Source organism: Thauera mechernichensis, assembly GCF_029588855.1.
Taxonomy (GTDB): Bacteria; Pseudomonadota; Gammaproteobacteria; order Burkholderiales; family Rhodocyclaceae; genus Thauera; species Thauera mechernichensis.
This window is the reverse complement of sequence record NZ_JARQZE010000001.1, coordinates 12,952-29,575: the sequence shown is the minus strand read 5'-3', so window position 1 is coordinate 29,575 and position 16,624 is coordinate 12,952. Positions and strand designations below refer to the sequence as shown.

At 63.1% G+C, this 16,624-nt stretch carries 19 protein-coding genes; 14 read left to right on the top strand and 5 right to left on the bottom strand.

Annotated elements, in window-relative coordinates; all coding sequences use genetic code 11:
• Positions 1-266 precede the first annotated feature (266 nt).
• The 7 genes from ccoN to P7F68_RS00130 all read left to right on the top strand — a co-directional run bounded on the left by ccoN (position 267) and on the right by P7F68_RS00130 (position 5,651).
• A complete protein-coding gene (gene ccoN, locus P7F68_RS00160) occupies positions 267-1,697 on the top strand; it encodes a cytochrome-c oxidase, cbb3-type subunit I (RefSeq protein WP_002924407.1) in 1,431 nt (476 codons plus the stop codon).
• A gap of 15 nt (positions 1,698-1,712) precedes the next feature.
• A complete protein-coding gene (ccoO, locus tag P7F68_RS00155; RefSeq protein ID WP_002924405.1) occupies positions 1,713-2,348 on the top strand; it encodes a cytochrome-c oxidase, cbb3-type subunit II in 636 nt (211 codons plus the stop codon).
• Positions 2,349-2,363: 15 nt separating this feature from the next.
• Positions 2,364-2,552: a CcoQ/FixQ family Cbb3-type cytochrome c oxidase assembly chaperone gene (locus tag P7F68_RS00150; protein ID WP_002924399.1), complete on the top strand. Its 189-nt coding sequence runs from the start codon at positions 2,364-2,366 to the stop codon at positions 2,550-2,552.
• Positions 2,545-3,435 (top strand): cytochrome-c oxidase, cbb3-type subunit III, encoded by an 891-nt coding sequence (gene ccoP, locus P7F68_RS00145; protein WP_270068273.1) that lies wholly within the window; start codon positions 2,545-2,547, stop codon positions 3,433-3,435. The genes P7F68_RS00150 and ccoP overlap by 8 nt, the downstream gene beginning before the upstream one ends.
• A 98-nt stretch (positions 3,436-3,533) precedes the next feature.
• Positions 3,534-4,964, top strand: coding sequence for a cytochrome c oxidase accessory protein CcoG (ccoG, locus tag P7F68_RS00140; RefSeq protein WP_277829672.1), 1,431 nt, complete (start codon positions 3,534-3,536; stop codon positions 4,962-4,964).
• A gap of 1 nt (position 4,965) precedes the next feature.
• Positions 4,966-5,481: a FixH family protein gene (locus tag P7F68_RS00135; protein ID WP_002924395.1), complete on the top strand. Its 516-nt coding sequence runs from the start codon at positions 4,966-4,968 to the stop codon at positions 5,479-5,481.
• Positions 5,482-5,504: 23 nt separating this feature from the next.
• On the top strand, positions 5,505-5,651 hold the full coding sequence (locus tag P7F68_RS00130) for a DUF3149 domain-containing protein (protein ID WP_002924391.1): 147 nt from the start codon (positions 5,505-5,507) through the stop codon (positions 5,649-5,651).
• A gap of 70 nt (positions 5,652-5,721) precedes the next feature.
• Here P7F68_RS00130 and P7F68_RS00125 read toward each other — a convergent pair whose 3' ends face one another.
• Positions 5,722-6,165 carry a universal stress protein gene (locus P7F68_RS00125; RefSeq protein WP_002924389.1) on the bottom strand — a complete coding sequence of 148 codons (444 nt, stop codon included), beginning with the start codon at positions 6,163-6,165 and terminating at the stop codon, positions 5,722-5,724.
• Positions 6,166-6,333: 168 nt separating this feature from the next.
• On the opposite strand from P7F68_RS00125, the gene P7F68_RS00120 reads away from it, so the two are divergent.
• On the top strand, positions 6,334-7,737 hold the full coding sequence (locus tag P7F68_RS00120; protein ID WP_277829668.1) for an MBL fold metallo-hydrolase RNA specificity domain-containing protein: 1,404 nt from the start codon (positions 6,334-6,336) through the stop codon (positions 7,735-7,737).
• A 144-nt stretch (positions 7,738-7,881) separates the two neighbouring features.
• The gene (locus P7F68_RS00115) at positions 7,882-9,519 is read left to right on the top strand and encodes a PHA/PHB synthase family protein (protein ID WP_277830541.1); all 1,638 of its coding nucleotides are present in this window, start codon (positions 7,882-7,884) and stop codon (positions 9,517-9,519) included.
• 23 nt (positions 9,520-9,542) lie between these two features.
• Here the strand turns inward: P7F68_RS00115 and P7F68_RS00110 are convergent, their stop codons facing one another.
• Complete coding sequence (locus P7F68_RS00110; protein WP_002924384.1) at positions 9,543-10,226, bottom strand: Crp/Fnr family transcriptional regulator; 684 nt, start codon at positions 10,224-10,226, stop codon at positions 9,543-9,545.
• Between the two features lie 98 nt (positions 10,227-10,324).
• On the opposite strand from P7F68_RS00110, the gene P7F68_RS00105 reads away from it, so the two are divergent.
• Positions 10,325-10,705 carry a SirB2 family protein gene (locus P7F68_RS00105; protein WP_277829664.1) on the top strand — a complete coding sequence of 127 codons (381 nt, stop codon included), beginning with the start codon at positions 10,325-10,327 and terminating at the stop codon, positions 10,703-10,705.
• A gap of 33 nt (positions 10,706-10,738) precedes the next feature.
• Here P7F68_RS00105 and fnr read toward each other — a convergent pair whose 3' ends face one another.
• The gene (fnr, locus tag P7F68_RS00100) at positions 10,739-11,479 is read right to left on the bottom strand and encodes a fumarate/nitrate reduction transcriptional regulator Fnr (protein ID WP_002924380.1); all 741 of its coding nucleotides are present in this window, start codon (positions 11,477-11,479) and stop codon (positions 10,739-10,741) included.
• A 149-nt stretch (positions 11,480-11,628) separates the two neighbouring features.
• Between fnr and hemN the strand changes: the two genes are divergently transcribed.
• From hemN to ppa, 4 genes are all read left to right on the top strand, one after another.
• On the top strand, positions 11,629-13,020 hold the full coding sequence (gene hemN / locus P7F68_RS00095) for an oxygen-independent coproporphyrinogen III oxidase (protein ID WP_002938169.1): 1,392 nt from the start codon (positions 11,629-11,631) through the stop codon (positions 13,018-13,020).
• A 102-nt stretch (positions 13,021-13,122) separates the two neighbouring features.
• Positions 13,123-13,833, top strand: coding sequence for a sulfite exporter TauE/SafE family protein (locus tag P7F68_RS00090; RefSeq protein WP_002924378.1), 711 nt, complete (start codon positions 13,123-13,125; stop codon positions 13,831-13,833).
• Positions 13,834-13,880: 47 nt separating this feature from the next.
• Entirely contained in the window at positions 13,881-14,090 is a 210-nt protein-coding gene (locus tag P7F68_RS00085) for a heavy-metal-associated domain-containing protein (RefSeq protein WP_002924377.1), read from the top strand.
• An 83-nt stretch (positions 14,091-14,173) separates the two neighbouring features.
• Positions 14,174-14,701: an inorganic diphosphatase gene (gene ppa, locus P7F68_RS00080; RefSeq protein WP_002924376.1), complete on the top strand. Its 528-nt coding sequence runs from the start codon at positions 14,174-14,176 to the stop codon at positions 14,699-14,701.
• A gap of 67 nt (positions 14,702-14,768) precedes the next feature.
• Here the strand turns inward: ppa and pyk are convergent, their stop codons facing one another.
• Together pyk and P7F68_RS00070 are read right to left on the bottom strand one after the other, a co-directional pair.
• Complete coding sequence (gene pyk / locus P7F68_RS00075; protein WP_270068267.1) at positions 14,769-16,187, bottom strand: pyruvate kinase; 1,419 nt, start codon at positions 16,185-16,187, stop codon at positions 14,769-14,771.
• A complete protein-coding gene (locus P7F68_RS00070) occupies positions 16,184-16,618 on the bottom strand; it encodes a GlcG/HbpS family heme-binding protein (RefSeq protein WP_270068266.1) in 435 nt (144 codons plus the stop codon). Before P7F68_RS00070 ends, pyk begins: the two co-directional genes overlap by 4 nt.
• Positions 16,619-16,624 lie beyond the last annotated feature (6 nt).

Sequence of the window (16,624 nt, the reverse complement as noted above, 5' to 3'; positions counted from 1 at the left end):
CGGCGCTCCTGTTGCGTGCGGCGCTTGCCCGCAAACGCCCGTCTGACTGCGCCTTCAGCCTTGTGACGAGGGCCTTGCCTGATAGGGCGCATGGATCTGGATTTCGTCCAATTTTTGCTTCCTCGCCCCCCTCGGCTGCAATACAATGTTGATCTGTGTCAAATTGGGATTTACGCCAACGCGTATTCTCGGCCGGTCTTCAGGAAGTGCGCCGCAGTCGTCGCGCGTCGTGCTCGCAAAGCTTTCAAAACAAAGAGGTGACTCACATGCAATCGCAAGCGACTTATAACTATAAAGTCGTGCGTCAGTTCGCCATCATGACGGTGGTGTGGGGCATCGTGGGCATGCTGGTCGGTGTCATCGCCGCAGCACAGCTCGTGTGGCCCGAACTGAACGTTCACGAATTCCTGCACTTCGGCAGGTTGCGCCCGCTGCACACCAACGCCGTGATTTTCGCGTTTGGCGGCTGTGCACTTTTCGCCACCTCCTACTACGTGGTCCAGCGTACCTGCCACGCTACGTTGTTCGCGCCGAAGCTGGCGGCCTTCACCTTCTGGGGCTGGCAACTGGTCATCGTGCTCGCGGCGATCACGCTGCCGCTGGGCTACACGACCTCCAAGGAATACGCCGAGCTGGAGTGGCCGATCGACATCCTGATCGCTGTCGTGTGGGTCTCTTACGCGGTGGTGTTCTTCGGTACCATCGTCAAGCGCAAGATTTCGCACATCTACGTCGCCAACTGGTTCTTTGGTGCTTTCATCCTCACCGTGGCGCTGCTGCACATCGTCAATAGTGCCGCCATCCCGGTGTCGCTGTTCAGCATGAAGTCCTACTCCGCCTACGCCGGCGTGCAGGACGCAATGATCCAGTGGTGGTATGGCCACAACGCGGTGGGTTTCTTCCTGACCGCGGGCTTCCTGGGCATGATGTACTACTTCGTGCCGAAGCAGGCCGATCGTCCGGTGTATTCCTATCGTCTGTCGGTGGTGCACTTCTGGGCGCTCATCTTCACCTACATGTGGGCTGGCCCGCACCACCTGCACTACACCGCGCTGCCTGACTGGACCCAGTCGGTGGGCATGGTCTTCTCGCTGATCCTGCTTGCGCCGTCCTGGGGTGGCATGATCAACGGGGTTCTGACCCTGTCCGGCGCCTGGCACAAGCTGCGCACCGACCCGATCCTCAAGTTCCTGATCACCTCGCTCTCGTTCTACGGCATGTCGACCTTCGAAGGCCCGATGATGTCGATCAAGACGGTCAATGCGCTGTCGCACTACACCGACTGGACGGTTGGTCACGTGCACTCCGGTGCGCTCGGCTGGGTGGCGATGATCTCGATCGGCGCGGTGTACTTCCTGCTGCCCCGCCTGTATGGCAGGAGCGAGATGTACAGCGTCAAGCTGATCAACGCTCACTTCTGGATCGCGACCATCGGCATCGTGCTCTACATCGCCTCGATGTGGATTTCCGGTGTGATGCAGGGCCTCATGTGGCGTGCGACCAACCCGGATGGCACCCTGACCTACTCCTTCGTCGAGAGCGTCAAGGCCAGCTACCCGTTCTGGACCATCCGTTTCATCGGCGGCGCGCTCTTCCTCGGCGGCATGTTCATCATGTTCTACAACATGGTGAAGACCATCGCCGGCCAGAAGGCCTATGACGCCCCGGTGCTTGCGCCTGCGGCTGCCCACGCCTGATCGGAGAACAACAACATGGCTCAATCGAAACACGAAAAAGTCGAACGCAACGTATTCCTGATGATCGTCCTCACGCTGCTCACCGTCAGCGTGGGTGGTCTGGTGGAGATCGTGCCGCTGTTCTTCCAGCACTCGACCACCACTGCAATCGACCACAAGGGCAATGCGCTCGACGTCAAACCCTATGATCCGGTGCGCCTGGTCGGCCGTGACATCTACGTGCGCGAGGGCTGCTACAACTGCCATTCGCAGATGATCCGTCCGTTCCGCGCCGAAACCGAGCGTTATGGCCACTACTCGGTGGCGGGTGAGTTCATCTACGACCACCCGTTCCAGTGGGGTTCCAAGCGCACCGGTCCGGACCTGGCCCGAGTTGGTGGTCGTTACTCCGATGAGTGGCAGCGTGTCCACCTGATCAACCCGCGTGATGTCGTGCCTGAGTCGAACATGCCGGCCTTCCCGTGGCTGGATCGTCCTGTCAAGGCGGACGACATCCAGGCGAAGATGCGTGCGCTCAACAAGGTCGGCCTGCACAAGTACAGCGAGGAGGAAATCGCCGCGGCGCCTGCAGCGCTCGAGGGCAAGACCGAACTCGATGCGATCGTGGCCTACCTGCAAGGGCTCGGCACCGCGATTTCGAACTTCAGGTAAGGAGCTGGGCGCGCCATGGATATAAATGACTTCAGAAGCCTGATCACGGTGCTTGGGTTCCTGTGCTTCCTCGGCATCTGCGCCTGGGCGTACAGCAAGCACGCCAAGGCCGGCTTCGACGAGGCGGCGCGCCTGCCCCTGAGCGACGACGACCTGCCGGCCCAGGGGGGGCGGCAAGACCAAGAGGGAAAAGCAAATGGCTGACTTTATCAGCGGTTTCTGGAACATGTATGTGATGGTCCTCGTGGCCCTCTCCATCCTGTTCTGTGTGTTCGTGCTGGTGTCGAACATGACCAAGCGCGAGAAGGGGCCGGTCGAGCTTCACGGCCACGTGTGGGACGAGACGCTCGCCGAGTACAACAACCCGCTGCCGCGCTGGTGGATGTACCTGTTCTGGATCACGATCGTGTTCGGTGTGGTTTATCTGGCGATCTACCCGGGCTTCGGCAACGTTAACCAGCACCGTGGTCAGTGGGCGCAGTACGACGCCGAGATGCAGGCCGCGGAAGAGCGCTTCGGCCCCGTCTTTGCCAAGTATCGCGACATGGACGTCATGGCCGTGGCGGCGGATCCCGACGCCCGCGCCATGGGGCAACGCATGTTCCTGACCTACTGCGCGCAGTGTCACGGTTCGGCTGCCCAGGGTGCGAAGAGCTTCCCGAACCTTACCGACAGCGCCTGGCTGTGGGGTGGCGAGCCGGACAACATCCGCGAGACGATCACCAACGGCCGCAACGGCATCATGCCCCCGTTCGGGCCGGCGCTTGGTGCAGAGGGTGCGAAGGATGTCGCCAACTATGTTCGTTCGCTGAACGGCCTCGCGCATGACTCCCTGCGGGCGCAGCGCGGCAAGGAAGGTTTCGAGACCAACTGCGTGGCCTGCCACGGTGCCGATGCAAAGGGCAACCCGATGCTTGGCGCGCCCAATCTGACCGACAACACCTGGCTCTACGGTTCGTCCGAAGCCGTCATCATCGAGACCATCACGCACGGCCGTAACAACCGTATGCCGGGCTTCGGTGAGTTCCTCGGCGAGGACAAGGTCCACATCCTGACCGCTTACGTACTGAGCCTGAGCAAGAAGTAACAGTCGCACCGCAGTCTGCAGTTCCATCTCCGGGGGAATGGGGGTTCCCCCGGGGTTACCATAACAACAATAACAACACTTCATCGGTACACTAGGCCATGAGCAGCACGACCCCAGAACCCCGCAAGCCGGCGCAAGCCAACTCCGACGCCAGTTTCGATACGCTTTACGCCGCACGCAAGAAGCTCTACGTGCGCGCAGTCACCGGCCTGTTCGCCAATTGGCGCTGGGCCCTGGTGTGGTTCACCCAACTCCTTTTCTACGGACTGCCCTGGCTCAGCTGGAACGATCGGCAGGCAGTGCTGTTTCACCTCACCGAGCGCAAGTTCTACATCTTCGGCTGGGTGTTCTGGCCGCAGGATGTCTTCTTCCTCGCCATCCTGCTGATCATCTCCGCATACGCGCTGTTCTTCTTCACTGCGGTGGCCGGACGGCTCTGGTGCGGCTACGCCTGTCCGCAGACGGTCTACACCGAGATCTTCATGTGGATCGAGCAGAAGATCGAGGGTGATCATGTCAGGCGGCAGAAGCTCGACCAGGCGCCCATGAGCGTCGGCAAGGCCGTGCGTCGTGGCAGCAAGTTTGCGGCCTGGGGGCTCGTCGCGCTGTGGACCGGCTTTACCTTCGTCGCCTACTTCTCGCCGCTCGACGAGCTCCTCGCCTCCCTGCTTACGTTTGGCTTCGGCCCTTGGGAGCTGTTCTGGATCCTCTTCTACTCAGGCTTCACCTACCTCTTCGCCGGGGTGTTGCGTGAGCAGGTCTGCAAGTACATGTGCCCTTACGCGCGTTTCCAGGCCGTCATGTTCGACCCGGATACGCTCGTCATTACCTATGACGAGGAGCGTGGCGAGCCGCGCGGGACGCGCAAGAAGAACATCGACCCGCGCAGCGTCGGCAAAGGAGACTGTATCGATTGCGGCATATGCGTGCAGGTTTGTCCGACCGGTATCGACATCCGCGATGGCCTCCAGTACGAATGCATCGGCTGCGCAGCCTGTATCGATGCCTGCGACCAGGTCATGGACAAGATGAACTATCCCCGTGGCCTGATCCGCTACTCCACGGAGAACGCGCTCAAGAAGCATTGGGGGCGCAAGGAGATCCTGCTGCATGTACTGCGGCCGCGGACATTGATCTATGGCGCCGTGCTGGTACTGGTCTCTCTTGCCTTCGTCTGGGGGCTCGCGGCGCGCGATCCTCTGCGTGTCGACATCATTCGTGACCGCTCGTCGCTTGGTCGTGAAATCGAAGGCGGCTTCATCGAGAACGTCTACCAGCTTCAGGTCATGAACATGACCGAGGCGCCGCGCGCGTTCCAGCTCGCGGTGTCCGGCATGCCCGGGGTGCGTATCGGTGGTGTCGAGCGCGTCGAGGTGCCGGCGGCGTCTACCCAGGCGGTGACGCTTCAGGTCCTGGTGCCCTACGACGAGGGTGTTCCCGGTGCCAACACGATTGCTTTCCGCATCACGGCCGAGGACAACCCGGCGCTGAGCGTGAATGAAGAAACCACTTTCCTGATCCCGAGGTGACATGAGTACTGCTGCGTCCGACAAGTCCCCCCCTCCGCCGTGGTATCGGCAGGGCTGGCCCTGGTTTCTGATCACGTTTCCGGCAATTGCAGTGATTGCCGGCATCGCAACCTTCGTCATTGCCGTGAAGACTTTCGATGGCATGGTTGTTGACGACTACTACAAGGAAGGCCGTGCGATCGTGCAGACCATGGGCAGGGCCGAGCACGCCCGCGACCTTGGTCTGAAGGCCGACCTCCGGATTCGTAGTCAGGAGATCAGGATCGAGCTGGGCGCGACCAACGCGGTCGATGTGCCAGAGCGGATCCGGCTCACGATCTCGCACCCCACACGGGGTGGTCTGGACCAGGAGTTGGTTCTCACCCGCAAGGGCGAAGGGTTGTATGAAAGTGCGATTGCGCCCCTTGGTACCGGGCGCTGGTTGTTCCTGATAGAAGATGAGTCCCGCAGCTGGCGCATGAACGGGGCCGCGTTCCTCCCTGCAGAGATGGAGATCACCATTGATCCGAATGCCTGATTTTTCTGCTAAGGAGGTATGTCATGGCCTGGGAGTTGTTGTTCACCAGTGATATCGGCTTGCTGAGTCTGTTCACCATCCTGTTCGTGGTCGTGATGGCGATCTATCTGTATCGCTTCGCGCGTCGGCACATGGCCGAAGACGAACGCAGGGCGAGCGCCGGGCGCTGATCAGCACACCGGTAAACAAAAAAACGGCCCGTGAGGGCCGTTTTTGCATAAGCACGGGTTCCTGTCCCTTTCAGCGATAGACCAGGACGGGCGTCTTGCTGTGGGTGAGCACCTTCTGTGTTTCGCTGCCCAGAAGCAGACCTGCGATGCCACGCCGCCCATGGGAGGCCATGAAGATCAGGTCGCAGCCATGGCGATCGGCTGCATCGATGATTGCCTCGTAGGGGACTTCGTTGACGGCAGTGTCCGTGTCCGATGCCACGCCAGCCTCATCTGCGCTGGCCTTGGCCTTGGCCAGGATGGCGCTTGCCTCGGACGCGGCCGATTTTGCGAACTGTTCCGGCGTTGTGGGGTCGATCAGTGCGCCTTCGCCATAAATGGGCATGGGAAAGTCGGGCTGGGCGTAGAAGAAGGTGATGCGCGCTCCGGCGTCCTTGGCGAAGGAGACGGCGCGGGCCACCGTGCTTTCGGACAAGGCCGACCCATCGGTCGGGACCAGGATGTGCTTGAACATGACGGAGACTCCCTGTTGTGTGTCACGATCCGATTATAGCCAGCGCCACGTGCTGAGGGCGCTTGATCGCGATCAAACAGCCTGCGGATTGCTCCGTGATTCTTGTGGCGTGCGTGTAAGGTGCATGCGGGGCGTTGCAAGCAGTACGCATAGGGAGGCTTGTTGACGATGCAGCTGACTTTCTACGGCGCCGCTGGCGAGGTGACGGGGTCCTGCCTCAAGGTGGATCATCCTGACGGTGCATTCATCGTCGATTGTGGCTTGTTTCAGGGTGGCAGGCAGGCCGATCGCAAGAACCGGGAGGCGCTCGAATTCGATCTGCGCGACATCCAGTTTGCGCTCCTTACCCATGCGCATCTAGATCATAGCGGCCTCGTCCCACGGCTCGTTGCCTTGGGTTACCGGGGGCCGATCTACGCTACCGCTGCCACTGTAGACCTCCTGGGCGTCATGTTGATGGACTCGGCCTTCATACAGGAGAAGGAGTCCGAGTGGGCCTTGCGCAATGCGCGCTCGAGGAAGACGCAGCGGTACAGGGAGCTTGCGCCGTTGTATACGGTCGAGCAGGCGCGGGCGAGCCTGGGGCGCTTGCGTGCGATAGAATATGATGTCTGGTTTTCGCCCGCGCCTGGTGTACGCTGCCGGTTTCGCAATGCCGGTCATATCCTGGGCTCGGCGATCATCGAGATCGAGTTCGTCGGGAGCGGGCGCCGCATGGTCGTCTCGGGCGATCTGGGACAGCCCTTGCGGCCTGTCCTGCAGGATCCCGTGCGGGTTACGCGCGCCGACATCGTTTGCGTGGAGTCGACCTACGGTGATCGCGCTCATCGCTCGGTGGGTGACACCTACACGGAGCTTGCCGATGTGCTCAACACCACGCTCGCACGTGATACAGGCAACGTGATCATTCCGGCCTTCGCAGTGGGGCGAACCCAGGAGATGCTGTTCGTGCTCGCCGATCTTGTCCGTTCCGGGCGGGTGAGCCGGCTCGACGTTGCGGTTGATTCGCCGATGGCCACAGCGGCGACCGAGCTCACCGTTCGCCACCGCGAGCTCTGGGATGACGAGACGCGGGAGCTGTACGACTGGGTGCAGGCCAATGGCGAACGTTTTCGCTTGCGCTTCGTCCAGGATGTCGAGGAATCGATCGCGTTGAACGCCGTGCGTGGCGGGCGCGTGATCATCTCGGCGAGCGGCATGTGCGACGCCGGGCGAATCAAGCACCATCTACGTCATAACCTGGCGCGTACGGAATGTGCGATCGTGATCGTCGGTTTCCAGGCTGCCGGCACGCTCGGTCGCCGGTTGGTCGATGGTGCCAGGCAGGTCACGCTGTTCGGCGAGCGAGTACCCGTTCGCGCGCGCGTGCACACCATCGGTGGCCTGTCTGCGCATGCCGACCGCCCGGCCTTGCTCGACTGGCTGCGCGGCTTCACGCCGCCGCCAACGAGGACTTTCGTCGTCCATGGCGAGGTGCTTGCCGCTGCCGGCCTGGCTTCGGCAGTGGAGGGTGAGCTAGGCTGGAGCGGTGTCGAGGTGGCTGTCGCCCGACACCCGTACCAGCTCCGATGAATCGTTGCGAGGAGAGCGAAGCACATGACTACACCGGACCGCAGGAGTCGTCCATCGTCGCACCCGAGGGCGACGCGCGGGCGTGCCAATGAATTGCTGCGTCGACTGCACGACAAGGTGGAGGGGTCGGTCGATCCACTCGGCATGACCGCGCCCATAGTCCACGCGCAGCTTGCCTGGATGGCGCATCCACAGGAGCTGAGCGAGCACCTGCTGAGTCTCTCGCGCGACCTTTTCCGGCTGCAGATGCACACGTGGGATCGCATGCGCGGTATTCCGAGCGAGGATCCGATCAGCCCGAATGCCGATGATGCGCGCTTCTCAGATCCTGCCTGGACCGAGCGCCCGACCTGGGACCTGATCAAGGAGTGGTACCTCGCCTTCACCCGCCATACGCAGGACATGCTCTACGAGACGCCGGGGCTGTCGAACAAGGAGCGCAGGCGCGCAGCCTTCTGGTGGCGGAAATGGCTCAATGCGGTTGCGCCGACCAACTTCTTCTGGACCAACCCTGTTGCGCTCAGGCGCGCGATCGAGACCAATGGCGACAGCCTGAGGCGTGGCTTCGAGAACTGGCTCGCCGACCTGCAGGCCGGCAACGTTCGCATGACGAGCCCGGATGACTTCCGTGTGGGCGAGAATCTCGCCACCACGCCTGGTGCCGTGATCTACCGCAACAGGTTGCTCGAGGTGATCCACTATGCCCCGACCCAGAAGCGCGTGCGTGCCGAGCCCGTGGTGATCATCACGCCCTGGATCAACAAGTTCTACGTGCTCGATCTGGTGCCGCGAAAGAGCATGATCCGCTTCCTGCTCGATCAGGGGCTCGACGTGTTCATCACCAGTTGGAAGAACCCTGATGCCAGCATGAGCGAGGTGGGCTTCGATGACTACCTGATCGAGGGCATCGACGAGATCGTCCGTCAGGCGCGCGCCTTCACGGGCGCCGCAAAAGTGCATGCCGCCGGCTACTGCATTGGCGGCACCGCACTGGCGATGTACATGGCGTGGGCGAACCGGCGCTATGGTGAAGCCGAGATGCCGGTCGCCGACTGGACCTTGTTTACGACGCTGGTCGACTTCCACAAACCAGGCGACATCGAGGTCTTCATCGATGAGAGCAGCATCCGCTACCTGACCGAGCAGATGGCTCGCAAGGGCTACCTGGACGGCAAGGAGATGGCCGCCTCATTCAGGCTGCTGCGCTCCAACAGCCTGATCTGGCATTACGTCGTGCATGGCTGGCTGTACGGAGAGTCACCGCCGCCATTCGACGTGCTGTTCTGGAACATGGATACCACCCGCATGCCGTACCGCATGCATGCCTGGTATTTGCGCGAACTCTACCTGCACAACAAGTTGATCCAGCCAGGGGCCTTGCAGGTCGCCGGTGAGGCGCTCGACCTCGCGGCCGTTTCGCAGCCGCTCTATGCGGTTGCGGCCGAGGACGATCACATCGCGCCGTGGCTGCAAACCTTCAAAGTGGTGCATCACGTTGGCGGACCGGTGCGGCAGGTATTGTCGAGCTCCGGGCATATCCTGGGCATCGTCAATCCCGTCGTCGATCCGCCCAAGCGCCACTACTGGGTCGAGGCCAGCACACGCGACGATACGCCGGAAGCCTGGCGTCAGCGCGCCAAGCGTTGCGAGGGGAGTTGGTGGGAAGATTGGATGCGCTGGCTCAAGCCACGCTGCGGCGCGCTCGTGGCGGCGCGCCCGGTGTCGACCGAGGCTTTTCCCGCGCTTGCCGATGCGCCAGGGCAGTACGTGCTCGAGCCCTGAACGGCTACCGTGCTGCAACGGCCTCAGGCGTTGTGCCGTGCCAGGCGTGCAGGGTCGTGCAAGGTGATGCGCTTGCCCTGCACGCTGATCAGGCCTGCTTCGCTGAGGTCATGGAAGATTCGCGACAGCGTCTCGGGGGTCAGGTTGAGGCGCGAGGCGATCACCTGCTTGCTGGTGGGAAGCGCAATCTCGCATGGCGTGTCGCTGTCCGCCACCTGCAGCAGGTAGCCGATGACGCGCTGCATGCTCGAGCGCAGCGAGTAGGTTTCGACGTCCTGGATCAGGCTGTGCAGACGAATCGCCATGCCGGCCAGCAGTTTGTGAGCGAAGGTTGAATCCTGGTCGATGAGTTCGGTCACGACCGCCTGGCCGACATGGATCAGCACCGTGTCGCACAAGGCCTCCGCAAAGACCGGGTAGGGGTGGTTCATGAACATCACCGCCTCGCCGAAGCTCTGCATCGCACCCACGATCTCGACCACCTTCTCGGTGCCCTGTGGCGACGAGAAGGCCAGCTTGATCTGGCCCGATACGACGAAATAGAAGCCGTGGGGCTGGTCGCCGCGCTGGAACAGCACTTCGCCCCTGCCGACATGCCGATCGCGGGTGTAGCGCGACACACGCTGGATATCCGACTCCGACAACTCACTGAACAGCGGGATGCGATGCAGCAGGGCAGGGATGTCGACATGGGGGTGCTGGGACATTGCTTTGGCTCCGGAACGATTCGTAATCTTACCCGAGACGGGCGACAATACCTGTCGCCCCGAGACCGGCAGCTTGCCAGCCCTTGCAAGGAGAAAGGATGTACTACGCGATCAAACACGTTCACGTCGTCTGCGTCGTGCTTAGCGCAGCGGGTTTCCTGCTGCGCGGCATGTGGATGCTGACGGGCAATTCGATGCTCTCGCACCGGCTCACCCGTGTGTTGCCGCACATCATCGACAGCCTGCTGCTGCTGTCAGCGATCACGCTGGCGGTCATGATCGCGCAGTACCCGTTTGCCGCCGACTGGGTGACCGCCAAGGTCGGTGGCCTGGTTGCATACGTGCTGCTTGGCACGCTTGCACTCAAGCGCGGCCCGACCAAGCCGGTGCGTGCGGGCGCCTTTGCGGCCGCCCTGTCCGTGTACGTATGGATCGTGTCGGTCGCCTTCACCAAGAATCCCGCAGGCTTCCTTGCCTGAACAATGGCGGCCGTCGAGGCGGGGCGGCCAGCGTCAGCGCGCGCCGTGCTGGTGCTGGATCAGGCGCTTGAGCCCGGTGGGATCGAGCAACTGCACGTGCTTCTGTTGCACCGAGATCAGCCCTTCGTCCTGGAAGCGGGAGAAAGCGCGAGACACCGTCTCGAGCTTGAGCCCCAGGTAGGAACCGATCTCCTCGCGCGTCATGCGCAGGTGGAATTCCTGCGCCGAGAAGCCACGCGCATTGAAGCGCTGCGACATGTTGAGAAGGAACGCCGCCAGCCGTTCCTCGGCGCGCATCGAACCGAGGAGCATCATCACGCCGTGGTCGCGCACGATCTCGCGGCTCATCACCTTGTGGAACTGCAGTTGCAGGCCTTCCACTTCGTGTGACATCTGCTCGAGCTTGTCATAGGCGATCACGCAGACCTCGCTGTCCTCGAGGGCGATCGCATTGCAGGTATGCGACTCTGCACTGATGCCGTCGAGGCCGAGAATCTCTCCGGTCATCTGGAAGCCGGTCACCTGATCGCGGCCGTCTTCGAGCAGCACGTCGGTCTTGAACGAACCGGCGCGGATGGCGTAGATCGCCTCGAACGGATCGCCCGCACGATACAGGCTTTGCTGGCGCTTGACCTTGCGCCGCGCGCCAACGAGTTCGTCCAGGCGGTTCAACTCGCTGTCGGACATCCCGAAGGGCAGGCACAACTCGACCAGGTTGCACTGCGAACAGGCAGACTTGAGCCCGTTCACGGTAATTGGCACGCTCGCCCTCATCTGCACGATAATCCTGCTTCCCCGACAAAAGACGCCAGACCTGGCTCAGGAGTGGTTCGATCGGGCAACACATCACGCCCGTTGACCCACGTCAACCAAAAAAACGCGGCGATCTGCCATTGTTTGGCACACACTGCCGCAGCAAGATCATGACAAGCCAGAACCAACTCATCTTCGATCCGCAACTCATCCGCCGATTCGACATCAACGGACCGCGCTACACGTCCTATCCGACAGCGGACCGCTTCGTCGAGGCCTTCAACGCCGATGCGCTCAAGGCCTGGCTCGCAAAAAGGGCGGTCGGCGGCGTCAGCAAACCGCTCTCATTATACTTCCACATCCCCTTCTGTAACACGATCTGCTATTACTGTGCCTGCAACAAGATCATCACCAAGGATCATGGGCGCTCGGCCAAGTATCTGAAATACCTGGCCAAGGAGATCGCGATGCAGGCGGAATGCCTGGAGGGCAGCCGCCAGGTCACGCAGCTCCACCTCGGTGGGGGAACGCCGACCTTCCTGTCGCATGACGAGATGCGCGAGCTCATGGCCGCGGTGCGCGAACACTTCACGCTCGTTCCCAATGGCGAATACTCGATCGAGGTCGACCCGCGCAAGGTCGACTTCGACACCGTGAAACTGCTCGCCGAGCTTGGGTTCAACCGCATGAGCGTTGGCGTGCAGGACTTCGCCGAAGATGTGCAGGCGGCGGTAAACCGCATCCAGAGCTATGACGAGACCAAGCTCGTCATCGACGCGGCACGTGCCACGGGCTTCAAGTCCGTGAGCATGGACCTGATCTACGGTCTGCCCAAGCAGAACGTGATCAGCTTCAACCGTACCCTCGAGCAGGTGCTGGAGATCTCGCCCGATCGCATCTCTCTCTACAGCTATGCCCACCTGCCGGGCCTGTTCAAGCCGCAGCGCCGCATCAACAGCGGCGACATGCCCACTGCAGACACCAAGCTGCAGTTGCTGCAGCTCGGCATCCGTCGCCTTACCGAGGCCGGCTACGTCTATATCGGCATGGACCACTTCGCCAAGCCGGATGACGAACTCACCGTTGCTCAGCGCCAGGGCCGTCTGCACCGCAACTTCCAGGGCTACTCCACCCAGGCCGAGTGCGATCTGCTTGCCTTCGGCGTATCGGCAATCGGCAAGATCGGTCCGGTGTACGCGCAGAACGTCAAGACGCTCGACGAGTACTACGATGCGCTCGACCGTGACGAGCTGCCGGTCCTGCGTGGCATCGAACTTACCGCCGACGACCTGTTGCGGCGTTCGATCATCCAGGCGCTGATGTGCCACTTCGAGCTGTCCATGCAGTCGATCGAGATCGCCCACCTGATCGACTTCCGCTCCTATTTCGCCGAGGAACTTGCCGACCTGCAGGAGATGCAGAAGGCCGGGCTGGTGAAGATCGAGGGCGACTGGATCAGCGTCGAGCCTGCTGGTCGCCTGCTGGTGCGCGGTGTCGCCATGGTGTTCGACCGCTATCTGCGCGCAGACCGTGAGCGCGCGCGCTACTCCAGGGTGATCTGAGTCACGCGATCGCGAGGGCGGGGCGATTTGTCGCATGCGGTTGCGGGCGTGCAGGCGTAAAATGCGTTTTTGCCTCGCGCCGCACCGGATCGCTCTTCCCCCATGCCCGAAACAGGTTACCTGGCCGTCTTCCTGATCGGCCTGCTCGGCGGCACTCACTGCGTGTCGATGTGTGGCGGCATCGTCGGCGCCCTCACCATGCAGGTTCAGGTGCCCGGCGGGAAGCCGCAGTGGCCGCTGCACCTCGCCTATAACCTGGGGCGGATCGGCACCTATACCGCGCTCGGCGCCGCGGTGGGCTTTATCGGTTCGGTCGGCATGCTGTACGACGGCATGCTGCCGGTGCAGATGACGCTCTATGTGCTGGCCAACCTGATGCTGGTTGCACTCGGCCTTTACCTCACCGGTTTTACCCGCCCGCTTGCGCCGTTCGAGCGCGCCGGCCATGTGCTGTGGCGGCGCATCCAGCCGGCGACACGTCGTTTCCTGCCAGCGCGGTCGCCCAGGCAGGCCTTGCCGCTTGGCATGCTGTGGGGCTTCATCCCCTGCGGACTCACATACTCCATTCTGGCCACTGCGCTCGTCACCGGTTCGGGTGTGCGCGGCGCCGGGCTCATGCTCGCCTTCGGTCTTGGGACGCTCCCCAACCTGCTGCTGGCCGGCATGCTGTTCAAGCGTTTCCGCGACTTCACCCGCAATCGCAAGGTGCGCATCGCTTCGGGGCTGCTCGTGCTTGGCTTCGGGCTGTTCGGCCTCTACCACGCGCCCACGCTCGGCGGCGACCTGTGGAGCGGCGTGGTGTGCATTACCTGAGGCCCTGGCGCGGCGGGCCGTCAATCAATGATGAGGAGAAGTGCTGCATGAGCGAAGTGACGATCAAGGTCGAAGGCATGAGCTGCGGCGGCTGCGTCAGGAACGTGACCGGTGTGCTCAAGGGCATTGCCGGTGTCGAGGACGTGCAGGTGTCCCTCGAACAGGGCAGTGCGACCGTGCGCTTCGATCCAGCGCAGGTTTCGGTCGACGCCATGCGTGCAGCGGTGGAGGATGCCGGGTTCGATGCGCCGGCCTGAGCGTGGCCGGTGGGTGTGGTGCAGTGCAAGACATTGTGGTTTCCCCCTATAATCCGCGCACAATTTTTCCACGGGAGGGATGTATGGGTTTCGATCTGGTCAGCGCCGGCAAGGACGTGCCGAACGACATCAACGTCATCATCGAGATCTCCGCTCAGGGTGATCCGATCAAGTTCGAGGTGGACAAGGACAGCGGCGCCGTCTTCGTCGATCGCTTCATGGGTACCTCGATGCGTTACCCGCTCAACTACGGCTATGTGCCGCACACCATCGCTGGCGACGGTGACCCGGTGGACGTGCTGGTCGTCACCCCGTTCCCGCTCGCGCCCGGCGTCGTGATCCGCTGCCGCCCGGTCGGCGTGCTGAAGATGGAAGACGATGGCGGCGTCGATGCCAAGGTCGTCGCCGTGCCGGTGTCTAAGCTGACCCCGCTGTACGACAAGGTGCAGAGCACCGACGATCTGCCCGAGCTGCTGATGAAGCAGACCGTGCACTTCTTCGAGCACTACAAGGACCTCGAGCCCGGCAAGTGGGTCAAGATCCTGGGCTGGGGCACGGTCGAGGAAGCCAAGCAGGAGATCGTCAACGGCTTGGCCGCAGGCAAGAAGTAAGCTGCCTCGCAGTACTGATGAAAAAGGCCGCGGTCACCCGCGGCTTTTTTCATGCTGCGTGCGGTGCTCAGTCGGGAATGCGGGCGATATGCAGCAGGTTGGTGCTACCGCTACGCCCGAACGGCAGACCCGCAATCACCACCACCACGTCGCCGGGGGCCGCGAAGTCGTGCGCCACCGCTGCGCTGGCGGCATGGTCCACCATCTCGGCGACGTCGTGTACTTCCTCGAAGGGCACCGCGTGCACGCCCCACACCAGAGCCAGGCGTCGTGCCGTACCGACATGCGGCGTCAGTGCCAGGATCGGGGTGGCAGGGCGCTCGCGGCTGGCGCGCAGGCTGCTGAAGCCGGTCGTCGTGTAGGCCACCGTGGCAGCGGGCTCGAGCAGTCCGGCCACGCGTCGCAGCGCGCAGCAGATCGCGTCCGGGGTGTTGGCCGCGGCGGGCGTGTGGCTCGCCTCCAGCCCGCTGCGCCAGGCCGGGTCGTGCTCCACCTCGCAGATGATGCGGTGCATGATCGATACCGCCTCGACCGGATACTGGCCGGAGGCGGATTCGGCCGACAGCATCACCGCATCGGCGCCGTCATAGATCGCCGTTGCCACGTCCGAGGCTTCTGCGCGGGTCGGTACCGGCGCACCGATCATCGACTCCAGCATCTGCGTCGCGACCACAACCGGGCGGCCAGCGGCACGAGCAGCGCGTACGATGCGCCTTTGCAGCACCGGCACCTGCTGCGGTGGCATCTCGACGCCAAGGTCGCCGCGCGCGACCATGATGCCGTCGGCCAGGGCGACGATGGGCTCGAGCTGCTCGATGGCGGCCGGCTTCTCCAGCTTGGCCATGATCCAGGCCTGGTCGCCGATGATCTCTCGCGCCTCGCGGATGTCCTCCGGGCGTTGCACGAAGGACAGTGCCACCCAGTCCACCCCGAGCGCCAGGCCGAAGTCGAGGTCGGCCCGATCCTTTGCAGTGAGTGGCGAGATCGGAAGCACCACGCCGGGCACGTTGACGCCCTTGCGATCGGACAACACGCCGCCCACCAGCACGGTGGTATCGGCGAAGTCGGCACCGAAGGCGTCCACCCGCAAGCGCAGCTTGCCGTCGTCCAGCAGCAGTTCGGTGCCCGTCTCGAGCGCGGCGAAGATCTCGGGGTGGGGCAGGTTGACGCGTACGGCGTCGCCCGCCGTCGGGTCGAGGTCAAGCCGGAAGCGCGCGCCCGGGCCGAGTGTCACCCGGCCTTCGGCGAAGCGACCGACACGCAGCTTTGGCCCCTGCAGATCCATCAGCACGCCGATCGGGCGGCCGAGCTCGTGCTCGACCTCGCGGATCTGCTTCATCCGCTCGGCATGGTCCTCGTGGCTGCCATGGCTGAAGTTCAGGCGGAACACGTCCGCGCCGGCCAGCGCCAGTTCACGGATGCGCTCGCGACTGGCGCTGGCCGGGCCCAGCGTGGCGAGGATGCGGGCACTACGTTCGCGTTTCATGCGGTTTTCTCCAGGGTGGCGGGCTCGGCGCGGATTGCAAGTGCAGCGACGCCGGCACGGGCGACCTGTGCGTCCTCGCCGGCCTTGACCCCGGAAACACCGACTGCGCCGATCACGCTGCCGTCCACCAGGATGGGTTCGCCGCCTTCGAGTGGCACCACCGGCATTGCCAGCGCCGCGTAGCGGCCGTTATTGACCATCTCTTCGAAGGCCTTGCTGGGCTTGCCGCTGAGCACGCTGGTGCGCGCCTTCTCGGGTGCCACCATTGCACTCATCAGCGGCGCGCCATCCATGCGCTGAAGCCACAGGGCATGCCCGCCGGCGTCGCAGATGGCAATGCTCACCGCCCAGCCGTGGGCGCGTGCCTCTGCCTCGGCCGCGGTGGCGATGGAGCGTGCATCCTCGAGGGTGAGGGCGTGGGTTGATCTCATAGTCGT